The following is a 17,580-nucleotide window of genomic DNA, read 5'->3' as shown; positions in this document are numbered from 1 at the left end:
AGCATCGATGAGCAATACCCATCCCTATACCGTAATGACTGTGTGCACTGGCAACATCTGCCGTTCCCCGATGGGGGAGATCATCCTGCGCCATTTCTTCAATGAACGTGGGTTGGCGGATCAGGTCACAGTCGAGTCCAGCGGCGTGTCCGACGAGGAATGGAGTCACCCTATCGATCCGCGCGCTGTGCGCGTGTTGCGTGAGCGCGGTTATGGCGATGAGATTCCCCGCGACCATTTCGCTCACCGAATCTCGCGTGACGAAATCAACCGTACCGATTTGTTCCTGCCGATGACGGCGTCGCATATGCGTGCCCTGCTGCGCATGCTGCCGTCCGGCAAACGCGCCGAAGTGCACATGTACCGCAGCTTCGATCCGAACCTGCCCAAGCCGAAGCCGGGCCGTGAAGACCAGATCGATCTGGTCGACCCGTGGTACGGCGGCCCTCATGAATTCGAAGTGGCCATCGATCAGATTGAGGAGGTCGCTCCGTACATCGTCGATTGGGTGGCCAAACAGCTTCAGACGACTTCAGACAACTGAGTGAAGCGCTGACGTGCTTCCGTCCTGCGCGGCTTGCCTATCCTCGGTTTCGCCTCCGGTTCCTGATCAATGAAGGGATCGGAGGCGAAACCATATGCGGGAGTCAGATGACGCGGGTTTCCGCCAGGGCGTTTCAGCTAGAACACCAGTTGCACCATGATCATGTATGCCAGTGTGCCTGCTGCTATGGAAAGCATCATATTGCGCTTCCAACAGTGCAGCACCACGATGATGACGCATGCCGCCAATTCGGGAATACCATGCGAACCGGTGAGGATGGGAGTGTTCCTCAGGGCATACACCACCAATAATCCGGTCATGGCATAGGGAAGCACCGACCCCAGATACTCGATCAGCCGAGGTGGCTGCTTCGATTCCGGGAAGATGATGAATGGGAGGAATCGAGTCAGCATGGTACCGGCCGCCACCGCGGCGACGGTCAGTATGCCCTGCCATATGGTCATGGTCATGCCTGATGCTCCTCCTGAATGTGAGAATCGGCGGTTGAGGGCTGATGATGCAGCGTATCAAGATGAGGCCGCAGTAGCACGAACAGCGCCAGCATGATGATCATCGATGGAATCATGAAATCCTCCGCTCCAAACAGCGCCAGGCAGACCAGCGAAGACAGTACCCCCACTATCGCCGATAGGTGTTCGCGGTGTTTGCCGCTGAGCCATTGATCGAGGAAAATCACCAGGAACAATGCGGTCAGCACGAATTCCAAGCCATCGGTGTTGAACGTCAGGTTCGACCCGATTAATCCGCCCACCGTGGCACCTGTCACCCAGTAGATCTGGTTCAGCACCGTGACCCAGAGATAGAACCATCCTCTATCCACATCGCGTGGGATGCGCGCGGTGGAATTGATGGCGAATGTTTCATCGCACATGCCGAAAATAAGATACGGGCGTTTCCATCCCATGCCTTTGAATGAATTGAGCATGGATAATCCGTAGAACAGGTGTCGCGCGTTGACCATAAGCGCCAGCAGGAACGCGGCTATAGGATTGAATGCCGACAGCAGAAGGTTCACGGTGACGAACTCCATCGAGCCGGCGAAGATGAATGCGCTCATGCACATGGGCCATACGAACGAGAAGCCCTTGGTCCCCATGAGGATTCCGTATGAGGTGCCGAGAAAGAGGAAGCCGAGGCAGATGGGCATGGTGAATGGAAACGCCGCGCGCAGGGCCTGAAGCCGTACGCTGGAGCGATGATGCCTGGTAGGTGAGGGCGTTGCTGTGGTGATGCGCGTGTGTGCCATCCATGCCTCTTGTCGATACTGTCAGGATTGGTCCGATGACAGTCCAATGCTCTGCGATACGAGATATGAACATATGCACAGACCTCGACCGTCGTATTGGGCGGATGGTTCCGGGATTCCGCGGCGCTCGGGTTATGCTTGGTAAAGATCTTTACTAAAATCGCGGGGAGAATGCCGATGGCAACATTGAAAGAGGTCGCCGAGAAGGCCGGGGTGTCGCAGAGCACGGTGTCGCGGCTGCTGAACGACCCATCGTTCTCGATTAAGGAGGAGACGAAGCGCCGCGTGCTGCGCGTGTGCGAGGAGCTGGGCTATCGTGATGTGTTCCGGCCGGCTCTTGCGGTACTGGATGCGCCGCCGTCTGGCGAGGAGCTGCAGGATGCGTATTTTGCGGAGCTACGGACGATTCTGGCCGATTGCGCTCAGGAGTCGGGATTGGACCACCTGACATTCGTCCATTCCATTGGCGAGCTGACCGAGCGGGCGGATGAGTTCGATGGGTTCGTGACGATCGGTGCGACCGTGTTCCCTGCGAATGATTTGCGGGCATTGCATGAGGCGCTGCCGCATGGCGTGTGCATCGACACGAACCCGGCTCCGCATCTGTTCGACTCGGTATGTCCCGACCTGTCGCAGACCATGCTTGACGCGTTGGATGCTCTGCTCGCATCGGGGCGGCGCAGAATCGCATTCATTGGCGGAGTAGGCAGCCTCATGGGCCTGCACGACTATCCGGAGGACATCCGCGAGGCGTCCTTCCGCCAGTGGGCCGCCCATCTGGATCTGGACGTGGATGGTCTGGTGTATTCGCGCGGTACGTTCACCGTTGAAAGCGGCTACGAGCAGGCTTCGCGCTTGGCCGCCGACCACCGTGATGCGGGGACTATGCCGGATGGACTGATTGTGGCGGCGGATGTGCTTGCAGTAGGTGTTCTGCAGGCGTTGAATGCGCTGCACGTCCGCGTGCCGGACGAGCTGGCCGTGGTCAGCGTCAACAATCAGTCCATTGCTCGATACACGTCGCCATCGTTGAGCTCATATGCCATCGATCAGCGGGAACTTGCCCGTACGGCGTTGGCCACGCTGATCGATGGACTCAGGCATGAGCGCAAGGTTCGCCGTCACGTTTTGCTCACCACCAAGCTTGTCGCACGCGCCAGTTTTGCTCCGTCAAGTGAGTGATACAGGCAGGTGGCGGGCTTATGCAATTCAGATGAGTTCGATGTCCACATCAAGGGTAAGCGGCCGGCTTGCGGGCAACTGGTAGGCCGTGTGGACGGGTGCGCCCCATGAATCGTCGCCGCCGACGCCCATCTGGGCTGCTAGCAGCCGCAGATAGGTATGTCGTGGTTCGGGCAGGTCTTCCCGCCGGCGTGCGGCCTCGATGGTGTAGGTGTCCCATGGCAGTAGGCTTGCGGCGAAACGGCGGTCGCCGTGCTGCCGGACGCGCAGACCGTGCCCGTGTGCGTCGGTGGCTTCGAGCCAGCGCACGTCCTCCCGGTTGCCGGTCTCCTGGACCATGAGGTACGGGGCGAAGCTTTGCGCGGCGGTGGTGTTCCATATGCCGAGCCGGCCGCCGTGTTTGCGGTCGCGGTAGGTCTCTTCGGGGCCGGGACCGTAGTAGCGCAGCCGGTCGTATTGTGCCGGCAGCTGCCATTCGATGCCGAAGGCGGGCAGGCTTGCGGCACTGGGGTCGCCGCCCGGGTATTTGACGGTCATGTGCAGGCGCATGTCCTGGTCGATGCGGTAGATGATGAATGCGGGCGTATGGTCGGGGTCGGCGAGTTCGAACTGGTATTCGGCTACGAGTTCGCTACTGTCCGTCCGGCTGATATGCGTGCCGGTGGTGACGGCGTAGCGGCCGGCGGCGTACCATGCGGCGCGGTCGAATCCTGAGTGGTTGCCTCGGTCGTTGTCGGTCAGTGGGCGGAAGGTGACGATGTCGGGGCGGCGGATGACCCTCTCCCGGCCGTCGCGCTTCCAGGAGACGATGCCGCCCTGTGTGCGTGACAGGAGGATCTCCTCATTGTCGCGGCGGATGCCGGCGTTCCAGCGGCCGAGCGTGACCGTGGCGGAATCGTTGTCCGTGAGGCCGGCGTCGTCGCTGCGGTCGGTCGTGACGAGTCTGTCGGTAATGATGCGATGGCCTCCGGTCTCGGGAGTGCGGGTCCGGCTTTCGCTGTCGGAGCGGGTGTCGGACGTGCGCCCGGAGTTGAGGACGCCGACGAGCTGGCCGAACGCGAGTTCGTAGCCGGCCGGTGCCCAGTCGGTGGTGTTGGCGAGACGCATATCGACCTCGTAGACGATCTCATGCACGCCGTCACTTGGGCTTGAGCTTGGGCTTGGACGGGTGCCGGTGTGAGTGGAGCCGTTGGAGTCGGTGATGGTGTTGGCATCGGGGTAGTCGATGTCGTGGCGTGTGGTCTGGCCGGCGGGTACGTCGAATTGGTAGTCGCAGTGCCAGATTTCGTGCCCGTCCAGGAGGAGTCTGGCGGTGAATAGGTAGTCGTCGGTGCCGGTGAATTGGTTGCGGTTCTCGATGGTCACGCCGTGTCCGTCGGGGGTGAGGCGGATCGGCGAGTACAGTTGTTTGATTTCCGGGGCCTTGGGGCTGGGGGTGCGGTCGGCGAACACGATGCCGTTGCCGGCGAACTCGTAGTCGGTGGGCCGGTCGCCCCAGTCGCCGCCGATCGAGAGGCGTTCCGTGCCGTCGGGAAGGCGTTGGACGAGGGCCTGGTCGATGTAGTCCCAGATGAACCCGCCCGCATAGCAGTCATGGGATTCAAGGTCGGTGAACTCGCTGAGCCCGCCGCACGAGTTGCCCATCGCGTGCATGTACTCGCAGCTCATGAACGGCTTCCTGGGTTTGCCGCTTGTGCTGGCTGCGTGGTTCTGGTGTTCGAGCCAGTCGCGGATCTCATCGGGTTTGGCGTACATGCGGCTTTCGAAGTCGCTGATCGCCTCGTACTCGCGCCTCCAGGTGACGCCCTCGTAGTGGACCGGCCGGGTCGGGTCGATGGCGTGCGCGTGCTCGCTCATGGTCTTGAGGACCTCGCCGGCGTAGGATTCATTGCCCAATGACCAGATGATCACGCTGGGATGGTTGCGGTCGCGCCTGATCATGCTGTCGAGCCGGTCGAGGCAGGCTGGCGCCCAGGCGGGGTCGTCGCCGGGGATGGACGTTCCGACCGGGATGTCGCCGGGGCTGTTCCAGCTGCCGTGGGTTTCGAGGTTCGTCTCGTCGATCAGGTAGATGCCGTATTCGTCGCACAGGTCGTACCAGCGCGACTGGTTCGGGTAGTGGCTGGTGCGCACCGCGTTTATGTTGTGCCGCTTCATGAAGCGCACGTCCCAGAGCATGTCCTCCTCGGTGACCGCGCGGCCGCGCCGGCAGTCGAACTCGTGCCGGTTCACGCCACGCAATACCAGCCGCCTGCCGTTGATCTTCAATACGCCGTCCTCGATGCCGATGCGACGGAAGCCGAGGTTGGTCTGGGCGGCCTCGATGACTCGGCCGTCCGCGTCGTACAGGGTGACGGTCAGCGTGTACAGGTTCGGCGTCTCCGCGCTCCACGGGTCCACGCCCTCGAGCGTCGCCTCGGCGTGAACCGTGCCGGTGCCGGTGGATGACGTGCCGGTTGACGTGTTTGTGGTCGTCATGTCTGTGGTTGCCGTGTCGGTGATTGACCTGTCAGCTATTGACGTGCCTGCGACGAGTGGCGTGGCGGTCTGCCAGACGACCGTGTCGCCGTCCACGTCCGTGAGCGTGACGTCCGCGACCGTCGCATGGGTCGCGCCCTCGATCGTGGCGTCCACCGTGAGCAGGCCCTGTTTTGCGGCCGGATCCCAGTCCGCGATGGTGTTGAGGTCCGCGACGTGCGCGGCCGGGTGGGCGGTGAGCTCGACCGAGCGGAACAGACCGTGCAGCCGCCAGAAGTCCTGGTCCTCCAGCCAGCTCGCGCTCGAATACTCGTAGCACGCCACTGCCAGCACGTTCAAGCCCGTGCGAAGAGCGGCCGTGACGTCGAACTCGCTGGGCGTGAACGAATCCTCCCCATAGCCGACGAACACGCCGTTCAGCCACACATAGACCGCGGTCGCCGCCCCGTGGAAGGTGAGCGTCACCCGCCGGCCCTCGCGCATGGCTTTCGCCACCTCGCCCTCCGGGCGAAACACGCGACGATACAACGCCACATGATTATCCGTCGGAACCGCAGGTGCCTCAAGGTCCTCATGCCCATCCCACGGATACTGCACATTCACATATTTCGGCGGCAGTAACCCTGCCATCTCCAGATGGCTAGGTACCACAATCCGCGCAAAAGTCGAATCGTCGATATGCAATGCCGCGAACCACGGGGATGCGTCATTGGTATGGGCCGATGCCTGACTATCCGCGCAGGTGCCGTCATGGTTCGGAGCGCTATCGTTATCGTCGACTGCGCTGCTCGTGCTGTGGCCATCGGGGAATCGTATTTCATTGGCGGGCATGATGCATACGGACCATTCGCCATCCAGGCTTTGGGTGAGATTGCCGTCTTCACCGGGCCGAGGCATATGGGGCCAGCAGGTGTGGTCCGAGTGTGCTGCGAGTCGATTCACCGCGAACGTTTGCGGGTCGGTGAGCCATGCCGTCGTCGGACCGTCGGCTGATTCGACCGATGTGATGGACGTGGTGCTGTTGTCGTGTTCGGTATGAGTGGGGTTCATTGGTCCTCTCTTCCATATTGATTGATTGCGTCGCGTCATTGCCGCCGCAAGTGAAGTGGTATACAACACTTCTTGCGCAGAGATAATAATCATTTTTACTGAAATAAGCAAATAGTTTCTTTGAGGATGTGTTGAGCGTGTATGGCGCGGTGTTGTGGCGAAGTGAGGTTAGAGATGCGTGGCTTTGTTGTTTTGTGTCGGGGTTTTAAGGGATTGGCTTTGCAAAGTAGGCTTTGTGGCGTGGGGCTTTGCGGAGTGGGGCTTTGCGGGGGTGATGGGCACAGGGGTGCAATAGCTACGGATGCTGCCTGGTGGATGCTGTGTTTGAGAGATATGCGGTATCGTCTTTACGACTCGCCGTAATATTATTTACTTTCTATCGAAAGTTCTATACTCGCGTGGTGCAGGGTCGGAGAGGATTCTGCCGGAACAACTTCAGGTCGCAAGGAGGCCACAACATGACTGAATCCACATCACATCATCCGGAAGCATCGGAGCGAAGCGGGACGGGCGGATCTACGCGCAATATCGGACGTCGTGTGGCGTATGCGGTGGGTAATTTGGGTCAGGCGGCGTTCTATAACACGATGAGCACGTTCTTCATCACGTTCGTGACGACGGCGTTGTTCGTGAACGTGGACAAGGCGTTGGCGGCGCGCATGATCGCGGTCATCACGGGTCTGGTGGTGGTGATCCGCATCGCGGAGATCTTCCTCGACCCGCTGCTGGGCAATCTCGTGGACAACACGGACACCAGGTGGGGCCGGTTCCGCCCGTGGCAGTTCATCGGCGGCATCGTGCCGGGCATCCTGCTGGTGATGGTGTTCACCGGACTGTTCGGCCTGGTGGACGTGAACACGGGCTTGTTCATGGTCCTGTTCGTCGTCGTGTTCATCCTCCTGGACGTGATCTACTCGCTGCGCGACATCTCCTACTGGGGCATGATCCCCGCGATCTCCACCGACTCGCATGAACGCGGCGTGTACACCGCGCTGGGCACGTTCACCGGATCGATCGGCTACAACGGCGTCACCGTGATCGTCGTGCCCATCGTCAGCTGGTTCACCTTCAAGTTCACCGGCCAGTGGGCGCAGGGCCGGTCCGGCTGGGCCGCGTTCGCGATCATCATCGCCGTGCTCGGCCTGATTACCGCGTGGAGCGTCGCGTTCGGCACACGCGAGAACCAGGACCAGCTGCGCGCCAAGGCCCGCGAGGGCGGCAACCCCATCCAGGCGTTCAAGGCCATCGCCCAGAACGACCAATTGCTCTGGGTCGCATTGAGCTATCTCCTGTACTCGGTGGCGAACGTGGCCACCACCGGCGTGCTGTTCTACCAGTTCAAATACGTGCTCGGCGCGCCGGACAGCTTCTCCATCGCCGGAGTCATCCCGATCGTCACCGGACTGGTCACCACGCCCCTCTACCCGGTGCTCAACCGCCGCATCCCGCGCCGCTGGCTGTACGTGGCCGGCATGGCGTTCATGATCGCCGGCTACACGCTGTTCATCATCAACCCCATGAACCTGCCCATGGTCATCGTCGCGCTCGTGTTGTTCTATCTTCCCGCGCAGACCATCCAGATGACCGCGATCCTGGGCATGACCGACTCCATCGAATACGGGCAGCTGAAGACCGGCCGGCGCAACGAGGCCGTGACCCTGTCCGTGCGGCCCATGCTCGACAAGATCGCCGGCGCCCTCTCCAACGGCATCGTCGGGTTCGTGGCCGTCGCCGCCGGCATGGTGGGCGACGCCACCGCCGCCGACATGACCGCCGCCAACATCCGCACCTTCAAGACCTGCGCCTACTACCTGCCATTGGGCGGCATCATATTGAGCCTCGTCGTATACCTCCTCACCGTCAAAATCGACGAGAAAATGCACGAGCAGATCGTCACACAACTCGAGCAACAACTCAGCCACGGCGACGTCGACGTCGACTGACGCCATTCGCGCGAATCGGTTATCGGCCACTGGTTTTCGGGTTGTCGGCTGTCGGCTACTGGTTTCCGGGTTGTCGGTTGTCGGCTGTCGGTTGTCGGCTGTCGGCTTTTCGGGTTGTCGGCTTTTCCGCTGTATGTTCGCGCTTCAACGCAACCGCCGCGAACATACAGCCGATTCCGCGCCGCTAAGAGACTGTATGTTCGCGGCATCCTTGTTCGGACGCGAACATACAGCCGATTCACGCGCTGTAATCTGTCGTAAGACCTCACCAAACGTACGCTGAGTAGGAGCCAATGTACGTTTGGTGAGGTTGTGTATGAATGAGCTTGGGAGGGGACGACCTAAGACAAAGTTAGACCGGTCAACAGGCGGTGTGCTGCAAGATCGCCCCTGAGTCACTTTGCTAGTGAATGTGCTGGGTTTATGCTGGGCTGAGGAGTTTATGCTGGGTTGCTTCCGGAATCAAGAAACCCCGCAAGCCTTGGAATGATTGGCTTGCGGGGTTCCGCGTAGTGGCTCCGAACGGCGTCGATCCGTTGACCTAGCGATTTTCAGTCGCTCGCTCTACCAACTGAGCTACAGAGCCATTGAATAGTTTCGGATTTGACGAATCAAACCTTGACCATCCAGCGACCCCGGCCGGACTTGAACCGGTGACCTCCGCCGTGACAGGGCGGCGCTCTAACCAACTGAGCTACGGGGCCGTGTTCTCTGTCTTGCAACAGACAACAGATAGATATAATACTGGAAAACCATATTCCTGCAAATCACGGCGTGTCTATAGTGTTTTCAACGGTTTGCGGCAGTTGCTGTGACTGAGGTAAGCGATTGTGATTGTGGTCGCGATGTCGGCTGAATGTGTGCGCAGTTGTTTTTCGTGGCTCGTCTCGCTGATAATAGGGATCCATCCCTCCCATGGAAGCGTCGATGGTGGCCCATGTATCTGAGTGTCATTGCTGCTGGGGCATTGCCGCTCTGTCAATTGCGAGACGGGCATTCGAATATCGAGTGCTGTAATGGCCGATCGTGGAAACGAAGTGATTCCTGTTCCGTGAGGCGTCGGACTCACTGGCGAACCAGTCGGCTTGGCATGGCGGGTGGCACAATGGACGGATAGCGAATTCGTACAGTGGCATCAGCAATCTTGACGAAAGGCCAAGCAGCATCATGACCGTTACCCAAGTTCCCATCGAGCCGACGCACGACAATCCGGACGTCGAGCATGCCGTCGAGCATGTTGACGACGCCGGCGCTCCTTCGCATCCGATTCATAAGGTGTTGTCTTTCGTGCGCCGCTCCGCGCGTCTCGACGCTCGTTTGCAGCGTGCCTGGGACAATTACGCCGACACGTATCTGTTGGATATCGCTGCCGGCAATGGTCCGCTTGACGTGCGCGAAGGATTCTCGCTGACTAAAGCGTACATCCATTCCATCTGGGGCAATGATAATCCGCTGATTGTGGAGATCGGCACCGGTCAGGGGGAGAACGTGGTTGCCGCCGCGGCCGCCCATCCGGAGATCAATTTCCTGGCGCTGGAGGTCTATGACCCTGGTGTGGCGCATACATTGCTGTTGGCCGGCAAGCAGAATCTGACCAATATCCGTATAGCGCAGGTCAATGCGGCGGAACTGTTCAAGGTCACTGAAACTGGCGTGCTTGCTGAGGTCTGGACGTTCTTCCCGGATCCCTGGCCGAAGAAGAAGCATCACAAGCGTCGCATCGTCCAGCCCGCACTTGCGGACAATATTCACCGCGCGCTGCGGCAGGATGGCGTCTGGCGCATCGCTACCGATATCGAGGATTACGCGTTGCACGTGCACGAGGTCATGGACCATCGCGAGGGTTGGGAGAATCTCGGCACGGTGGCCGTGAGCCTCCCGTTGGAACATGTCGGCAAAGGCAATGCTGATATGGCTGACGGCATGCCGCATGCGGACTTCATTGAATCCGAACGGTTCGAGGGGCGTGTGCTCACAAATTTCGAGAAGAAGGGCATCGACGCCGGAAGGGTCATCCACGACTTCGCCTATCGGGCGAACGCTCTCTGATAGGACTTGGCGCGCGAAGACGCAAATGGGGTGTGCGGGGTGGGGCACTGTGTTTCAGACAGGTGTCTCCATCCCGTTCGCTCGCATGTGCATCGCGCTGCATGGCTGCGCGGCCATTGGGGAGTATTCGCGTTACGTCGCGCGGCTGAATCCTACGCTGAATCCTGCAGACGGTGGGATGTGACTTTCATGATTTGCGATTAGCGGCTGCACTGCTGTACGGCGACAGTTGTAGAGGTTGTACCCATGTCTTCTGCCTCGACACGCCGATGAGGTGTCGATTTGCGTCGCATCGGGTTCATCAGTATAGTTACACGAGTTGTCCGCCCCCATCGTCTAACGGTTAGGACACCAGACTTTCAATCTGACAACGAGAGTTCGACTCTCTCTGGGGGTACTTCAACAAAACCCTTGAAAACATTAGGTTTTCAAGGGTTTTCTTTTTCCGTTTGATACAGGTCTGATACAGGCAATCGGTTGGCGTATCCCGCCGTTTGTCCATTCGGAACGCATTCAAAACACCAAAACTGGCGGAATTCCGCTATTGGCACATTCAGCGCACCTGATAACCACTCTGATTACAGTTCGCTTGCCAGGTATGGTTCTACGAATGCGAGGTTGCTGCCGCGTTCGAGTGAGTGGCAGTCCTGCATAGCGTATTGCCAGGTTCCTCCCAAGTGACCGGGTTGCCGTGTATGCGTCGCAGGGATTGGAGAGTCGTCGAGAACAGGTTTGGGTCCTGCGTGAAGCGATCGGCCAGTTTGATGGCACCGCTTTGTTTGTGTTGTGCGTCCAGGTTGTCAGTCCTGCCTCGGAACGCGTGTTCAAGGTTGCGGCTGACATAGAACAGACGGTATGGAATCACAGCGGTGCGACCGCCCTGCTTCTTCCTGAATCCGTCGAGTTTGAGCAGGGCGTCCACGCCGTTTCTCTTTGTCTTTCGATCCGCTATCAGGGCGTCGCGGTTCGTGGTGATGATGTCCGTCATCGAATAGTGGGTTCCATCCACTGACGGGTCCTCCCGCACTCGGTCGTCGGGCGCGAATGCCCCGTCGAGGTCGCAGATCTGGATGACATGGCCGAGCTGACCCCATGTGCGATCATGGTCCTTGAGATAATTCTCGACGAGTTCGCGCACGGTTTGCGAGGGTTTGTTCGCAGGGTAGAACCCGTTGCGCCGGTAGAACTCCTCGCGGTGATTCGGCGCGGTCAGCACGTCGCAATGAAATTCCTGACCTTGGAACAGGCGGTTCTCGATCAACGCCGAGAACGCCGGAACGAGCAGGCTGGCGTCGCTCGAGCCCTCCACGACCAGCAGGACGATCTTGCGTTTAGCCACGCTCCGCCTCCGTTCCGGCGGCATTGAGTGCGGCCAGATCGTCGTCGATGTCATCGTCCTCGTCGGGGTGGCCGGCGGCGTAGAGGCTGTTGCCGAACATGCGCGGTATGGGCGGATCATAGATGTCCGGTCCGCTCCATCCGAGCTCGCTGGCCGTCAGGTACCGTCGGCGCTGGTTGTTCGTGGAGGACTTGCGAGGGATGGTCGCGAACCGGTTGTCGGGATCGGTCACCGTCGTGCGGATGCAGCTGTTCGGCAGCACCTCCAACGCCCGCAGGTTATGGGCGGTGAACACCAATTGCCCCGCGCACCCGTCCGCCAGCTGATACAGCATGTCGCCGAGCAGCAGTTCGAATACGCCGGAGTCGAACTCGTCCACGGCGACCAGCGCGTTCTCGTCGTTGTACGCATGTTTGAGGTAGCCGAGCAGAGCGGTGATGCGTATGATGCCCTCGCTCTCGCAGCGGAAGGGCACCGTGACGTCGCCACGGCGGGAGAACAGCTCCGCGGTGACTCGATCCTCGCCGTCCTTGCCGGAAGGCGCGGTGCCGGTCTTCAGCAGGACGTGCAGGCCGGGCACGATGGTGGGCAGGATGCGGTCGAAGGACTCCACGGTCTGTCCGAGCCGTTTCGCCTGGCCGGGGGTCAGCGGATTGGGCTGCAGCAGGTCGAACGCGAACTCCGTGTTACGGCCAGCCTGGTTCTCCTCCATGATCGGGATGATCGCAAACGCGGCAAAGGAGCCACGACGGGTGGTGGATACGAAGATGTCGTTGGTCGCATAGCCGCACAGGGCCTCGCGCAGACGAACGAACTCACCGAAACGCTCGTTGATATACGTCAACGACCTGGAGGACACGCCGTTCGCCTCCCGCGCGCGGGCCACCGCCCAGTCGATCAGAAACTCGGCGTCCGGCCGATCGTCGAGCGTGGCGCACCGGGAGAACAGGAACGAGCGCCCCTCCATGTACGCGCGATCTGCGGTCCGCGAGACCACGGTCTTCACCGAAGCGATCGCTTCGATGGAACGCCACACGTAGACCGGGGTCGACACGAACCCGTCCGCCTTGGAATCCTCCATGCGATGTCCCAGCACCTCGCGGCCCAGGCGCGAGAGGTCGTCGCCGATGCGCACCGACTCGGCGACGACTCGCGCCCGCGTCGAATCCTTGTTCGCCTTGCGCATGGACACCCTGTACTCAAGATAGCTGGGCTTCTGCTTGTCCCCAATGAGGAACGTCGCCGTCACGGCCGCCGTACCGGCGCTGGCGCTGACGACATCACCGGCGGTGTCCGGCAGTATATTCCCGGACAGCAGTGCGCGCAGTATCCCGATCGCGTCGATGACTGTGGTCTTGCCCGACCCGTTTTGCCCGTAAATGCCCGTGACGCTGCCACCGGCGGGCAGATCATCGAAATCCAGGACTCCATGCGATATGTTCCTCATGTCGTCCAGAACAAGTCTTTTCAAACGAATCATCGCATTGCCATTCTCTAAAACTCATAATAATCAATTTTTAATTGAAATACATGACTATTATACGATGTGACTTGTATGCATACCGCAGCGTTTCGCAATCAGATCATAACCAGAGCGATACAACAGTCCCGATCCGCGATGAGGTGGTTCAATCGAGGCAACATCTGTCCGCCGCAGGGCCACCTGGCGCGGGGTGATGCTGATGGTGCGTTCGTGGTCCGGCGGTTTGCCGTCGGGCTTGCGGGCGTGCTTTTCTTCCAGGGACCCGGGAGGAGGCGGGTTCTGGAGTCCCCGTTTCCTCTCTTTCCCGGAGAAAAGCGCTTCTGTCGCATGAGGGAAAGGAATGGCGTTATTCCGCGGATTTGAAGTGATGGGGTGGTGGCAAGACGGTGCATAAAAAATGCCACGCCAACGCAAACTGGTAGGTGTTGCGTTGGCGTGGCGCATCTTACTGGCAGTATCACGCCCTCCACCAGGGGCGCAGCGGATACCACTTGCCGTCCGGGTGACCAACGCGATCCGGCTTGACGGCGAGGAACTGATGAATCTGGATGCCGTCGAGTTCGAAGTTCAAGGCACAGGCGGCCATGTACAGGCCCCAGACCTTGGCGCGCTCGAAGCCGACCTGCTTGACCGCGTCATCCCAGTGTTCGGAGAGGTTCTTGTTCCAGTGGTGCAGGGTCAGCGCGTAATGCTGGCGCAGGTTCTCCTGATGCACTACATTGAAGCCGGCGTCATGGATGCAGGATTCAATGAATCCTGGCGCGCCGAGGTCGCCGTCCGGGAAGATGTAGCGGTCGAGGAATTCGTCGGTGCCGGGCTTGCCGTCCGGCTTGTCGTGACTGATGGTGATCTGATGGTTGAGCAGCCGGCCCATCGGCTTGAGCAGTCGGTACATGTCCTCGAAGTAGCTCTGGTAGTTCTTGGTGCCGACGTGCTCCATCATGCCGATGGAGCAGATGCCGTCGAAATCGCGTTCGGGCACTTCGCGGTAATCCTGCACGCGGACTTCGGCGAGATGCTCCAGACCTTCGCGGCGAATCCATTCGTTGGCATAGGCGGCCTGTTCCTTGGACAGTGTGACGCCGAGCGCCTTGATGCCTCGGCGCGCGGCGGTGATGACCATCGAGCCCCAGCCGCAGCCGATGTCCAGCAAACGCTCTCCCGGCTGCAAGCCGAGCTTGTCGAGAATCAGTCGCAATTTGTTGGCCTGAGCGTCCTCGAGACTCATATTCTCGTCATCGAATACCGCGCAGGTGTAGGTCATCGAAGGGCCGAGGAAGTCGGCGTAGAACTCGTTGGACATGTCATAGTGGAAGCTGACGGTCTCCGAATCGGCTTTTTCGGTGTGGGGGAGCAGTCCATGCTTGATGCGGTCGAACTTGCTCGGGCCCTCGGTGGAGGGGACCGGAGGCTTCCTGAAACCATGGCTGAGAATGCCGGCGGATACGCGGGCTACGGACATGGGCGTGAGGGGCTTGACGTATTTGGCCAGTGAAATCAGTTGACGCATCGCCGGATACGGATCCGCATAATCGATGCCGTCGATGTCGAAGTCGCCGAGCACGTAGGCGCGCACCACGCCAATCTCATTGGGATGGGTCAACAGCTGATACATGCAGTTCGGACTGGTGATTCTGACTTTGAGATCCGCATTCGCGGGGCCGAAGTGCGAGCCGTCGAATGCATCCACACGCAACGGCGCAGCTGAATCCACGAACAGCGAGACCATCTCGGCGACGGTCATCGTTTTGCCATTTGCCATACCTACCTCATTCTCTTATGGTGATACACCCCCAACTTCGGCATTGATTCTAGTCCTCTTCCGGAACGCACAATATATTGGCTACCGGTTTTCGCGACAGGCGTTTTCCCGGTGTTTCGTTCCATGTTCTATGGCTTGTCGTGTTAGTCGCTTCCAGCGTGTTTTCAGGAATACCGATATGCGCAGAGTACAGTAGTGGATTGTTGGGCCGCTCACTGATGGAGAGGCCTGAACGCAGATGCACACCGCTCAAAAGGAGAGCAACGATGGTATATAGGATGATTTTCAACCAGACCGCATACTTCGGCCGTGGTGCCATCAAGGAAATTCCGACTGTGGCGAAGCAGCATGGCTTCACCAAGGCGTTCATCGTGACCGACCCGGTCCTGCTTGAGACTGGCACCGCCGAGAAGGTCACCAAGGTGCTGGACGAGGCTGGTCTGCCCTATGAGGTCTTCTCCAACGTGAAGCCGAACCCGCCGGTCGAATGCATCAAGGACGGCGTCGAGTAGTTCGCCGCATCCGGCGCTGACTTCCTGATCGGTCTGGGCGGCGGCTCCCCGCAGGACACCTGCAAGGGCATCGGCATCATCACCGCCAACCCGGAGTTCGCTGACGTGCTCTCCCTCGAGGGTGTGGCAGACACCAAGAACCCGTCCGTGCCGATCTTCGGTGTGCCCACCACCGCTGGCACCGCCTCCGAAACCACCATCAACTACGTGATCACCGACACCGCCAACAAGCGCAAGTTCGTGGCGGTCGACCCGCACGACATCCCGATCGTCGCCTTCGTGGACCCGGACCTGACCGACTCCATGCCGCGCGGCCTCAAGGTGGCCACCGGTCTCGACGCACTGACCCACGCCATCGAGGGGTACATCACCCCGGGTGCCTGGAGCCTGTCCGACTGCCTGTCTATGCAGACCATCCGCATGATCGCCAAGAACCTCGCGAAGTCCGCCGACGGTGACATTCCTGCCGGCGAGCAGATGGCTTACGCCTCCTACATCACCGGTATGGCCTATTCCAACGTCGGCCTCGGCCTGGTGCACGGCATGGCCCATCCGCTGGGCGGCCGCCTCGGCGTGGCCCACGGTGTGGCCAACGGCATCCTGCTGGCCCCGGTCATGGAATACAACAAGGACTTCACCGGTGAGAAGTACCGCGACATCGCCGACGCCTTCGGTGTGGAGGATGCCTACACCGGCGACCTCGAAAAGGTGCGCGAGGAGGCCGTTCAGGCCGTCCACAAGCTGACCGTGGACCTGAAGAACCCGACCACGATCTCCGAAGTTGGCGCCACCGAAGCCGACCTCGCCCCGCTGGCGCACGACGCCTTCAACGACGTGTGCACCCCGGGCAACCCGCGCAAGGCCACCGAGGAAGACATCCTCGCCATCTACAAGAGCCTGATGTGATCCGTCGATTGCCATAGTCGGCCCCATAGTCTGCGATATACGGCAACAGGCATAGTAATACGATTGAGGGGAGCTGCGGACCTATTTCCGCAGCTCCCCTCAATCTGTTTTTCGGCTGTTTTCGGCTACTTGCCGTGCTTCTCGTCGTATTCCTCGTCGGTGGGCGTCTCGTCGTAGAGCTTCTTGCCCTCGGCCTCGGCCAGCTTCATCTGCTCATTGATCCATGCGGCTTCGGCGGGATTGATATCCGCGGAATCAAGCACTTTCTGCCATACCGGATAGAACAGATGCATCACCGGATACATGGCGGTGAAGAGCACCTCCGGCTTATGCTTGCGCCAATGCTGGGGATGCGCGTTGAACGTGTTCTTGAACCGACGCATGTAATTCAGGAACGAACCCAGCGAAGTGTCCATGCGCCGCGCGCTCATGGCCGCAATCATGCGCGGCGAATACACGGTTTTCAGATTCCTGCCCATCAGATGCAGGGAGACGTCGATATCCTCATGCATCACATCGGCTTTATCCCGGCAGACTTCGTTTGCGATCTGCTGCCAGGCGGTTGCGCGCAACGCCATATTCGAGCCGAACAGCAACGGCTGGCCGCCGTCGGCGCGGTAGATGCGCTTGCGCAGGGAATTGTCGCCGCGAAGCCCGAAGTGACGGGAAGGCATGTCATAGTACATCACAGGGCCAGTGGCACCCATTGCATCGGCGTCTTCGGTGAAAATACCGCTGACCACCTCGACCCAGTCCGGACGAATCATGCAGTCGGCGTCGAAACGGCCCAACACATCGCCGGTGGCATGGTTGAACCCGTAATTGCGGGTGGGAATCAGTCCCTGCTCATCGTTCTGATGCAGCAGTTTGACAGGAGCATCCGGATGCTCGGCGATGAACTGCTCAACGATCGCACAGGTGTCGTCGGTCGAGCGATTGTCCACCACCAGCACTTCATAGGGCATGACGGTCTGCCGCGTGGCGTTCAGCAGACAGTCTCGGATACGTTCGGCTTCGTTCCACGCGGGGATGATGATCGAAACGGTAAGCATGACTCCAGAATAG

At 60.0% G+C, this 17,580-nt stretch carries 11 protein-coding genes, 3 tRNA genes and 1 pseudogene; 6 read left to right on the top strand and 9 right to left on the bottom strand.

Annotated elements, in window-relative coordinates:
• Positions 1-7: 7 nt before the first annotated feature.
• Positions 8-544 carry a low molecular weight protein-tyrosine-phosphatase gene (locus BW09_RS02325; protein WP_044088976.1) on the top strand — a complete coding sequence of 179 codons (537 nt, stop codon included), beginning with the start codon at positions 8-10 and terminating at the stop codon, positions 542-544.
• A 137-nt stretch (positions 545-681) separates the two neighbouring features.
• Here the strand turns inward: BW09_RS02325 and BW09_RS02320 are convergent, their stop codons facing one another.
• Both BW09_RS02320 and BW09_RS02315 read right to left on the bottom strand, forming a co-directional pair.
• Positions 682-1,014 (bottom strand): branched-chain amino acid transporter permease, encoded by a 333-nt coding sequence (locus BW09_RS02320; RefSeq protein ID WP_044088977.1) that lies wholly within the window; start codon positions 1,012-1,014, stop codon positions 682-684.
• Positions 1,011-1,811, bottom strand: a complete 801-nt coding sequence (locus BW09_RS02315; protein WP_044088978.1) for an AzlC family ABC transporter permease — start codon at positions 1,809-1,811, stop codon at positions 1,011-1,013. Before BW09_RS02315 ends, BW09_RS02320 begins: the two co-directional genes overlap by 4 nt.
• Before the next feature lie 171 nt (positions 1,812-1,982).
• Between BW09_RS02315 and BW09_RS02310 the strand changes: the two genes are divergently transcribed.
• The gene (locus BW09_RS02310; protein ID WP_330935788.1) at positions 1,983-2,993 is read left to right on the top strand and encodes a LacI family DNA-binding transcriptional regulator; all 1,011 of its coding nucleotides are present in this window, start codon (positions 1,983-1,985) and stop codon (positions 2,991-2,993) included.
• Positions 2,994-3,020: 27 nt separating this feature from the next.
• Here BW09_RS02310 and BW09_RS02305 read toward each other — a convergent pair whose 3' ends face one another.
• Positions 3,021-6,521 carry a glycoside hydrolase family 2 TIM barrel-domain containing protein gene (locus BW09_RS02305; protein WP_081886557.1) on the bottom strand — a complete coding sequence of 1,167 codons (3,501 nt, stop codon included), beginning with the start codon at positions 6,519-6,521 and terminating at the stop codon, positions 3,021-3,023.
• A 458-nt stretch (positions 6,522-6,979) separates the two neighbouring features.
• Between BW09_RS02305 and BW09_RS02300 the strand changes: the two genes are divergently transcribed.
• Positions 6,980-8,464 carry a glycoside-pentoside-hexuronide (GPH):cation symporter gene (locus tag BW09_RS02300; RefSeq protein ID WP_044088980.1) on the top strand — a complete coding sequence of 495 codons (1,485 nt, stop codon included), beginning with the start codon at positions 6,980-6,982 and terminating at the stop codon, positions 8,462-8,464.
• A gap of 513 nt (positions 8,465-8,977) precedes the next feature.
• On the opposite strand, the gene BW09_RS02295 is transcribed toward BW09_RS02300, so the two are convergent.
• Positions 8,978-9,050 (bottom strand) — tRNA-Phe (locus BW09_RS02295).
• A gap of 44 nt (positions 9,051-9,094) precedes the next feature.
• Positions 9,095-9,168, bottom strand: a tRNA-Asp gene (locus BW09_RS02290).
• A 463-nt stretch (positions 9,169-9,631) separates the two neighbouring features.
• On the opposite strand from BW09_RS02290, the gene trmB reads away from it, so the two are divergent.
• Positions 9,632-10,513: a tRNA (guanosine(46)-N7)-methyltransferase TrmB gene (gene trmB, locus BW09_RS02285; RefSeq protein ID WP_140464655.1), complete on the top strand. Its 882-nt coding sequence runs from the start codon at positions 9,632-9,634 to the stop codon at positions 10,511-10,513.
• Between the two features lie 325 nt (positions 10,514-10,838).
• Positions 10,839-10,910: transfer RNA gene (locus tag BW09_RS02280), tRNA-Glu, on the top strand.
• Positions 10,911-11,117: 207 nt separating this feature from the next.
• Here BW09_RS02280 and BW09_RS02275 read toward each other — a convergent pair.
• The 3 genes from BW09_RS02275 to BW09_RS02265 all read right to left on the bottom strand — a co-directional run bounded on the left by BW09_RS02275 (position 11,118) and on the right by BW09_RS02265 (position 15,097).
• Positions 11,118-11,852 carry a hypothetical protein gene (locus BW09_RS02275; RefSeq protein WP_223847941.1) on the bottom strand — a complete coding sequence of 245 codons (735 nt, stop codon included), beginning with the start codon at positions 11,850-11,852 and terminating at the stop codon, positions 11,118-11,120.
• Positions 11,845-13,332: an AAA family ATPase gene (locus tag BW09_RS02270; RefSeq protein WP_044089006.1), complete on the bottom strand. Its 1,488-nt coding sequence runs from the start codon at positions 13,330-13,332 to the stop codon at positions 11,845-11,847. The genes BW09_RS02275 and BW09_RS02270 overlap by 8 nt, the downstream gene beginning before the upstream one ends.
• Positions 13,333-13,792: 460 nt before the next feature.
• A complete protein-coding gene (locus tag BW09_RS02265) occupies positions 13,793-15,097 on the bottom strand; it encodes a class I SAM-dependent methyltransferase (protein WP_140464653.1) in 1,305 nt (434 codons plus the stop codon).
• Between the two features lie 266 nt (positions 15,098-15,363).
• On the opposite strand from BW09_RS02265, the pseudogene fucO reads away from it, so the two are divergent.
• A pseudogene (gene fucO / locus BW09_RS02260) lies at positions 15,364-16,515 on the top strand (lactaldehyde reductase).
• A gap of 125 nt (positions 16,516-16,640) precedes the next feature.
• Here fucO and BW09_RS02255 read toward each other — a convergent pair.
• Positions 16,641-17,567, bottom strand: coding sequence for a glycosyltransferase family 2 protein (locus BW09_RS02255; RefSeq protein ID WP_044089011.1), 927 nt, complete (start codon positions 17,565-17,567; stop codon positions 16,641-16,643).
• Positions 17,568-17,580 lie beyond the last annotated feature (13 nt).

The organism is Bifidobacterium sp. UTCIF-1 (genome assembly GCF_006408915.1).
In the GTDB taxonomy this organism is placed as follows: domain Bacteria; phylum Actinomycetota; class Actinomycetes; order Actinomycetales; family Bifidobacteriaceae; genus Bifidobacterium; species Bifidobacterium reuteri.
The sequence above is the reverse complement of the archived record's forward strand: the minus strand, read 5'-3'. Positions and strand labels throughout refer to the sequence as shown.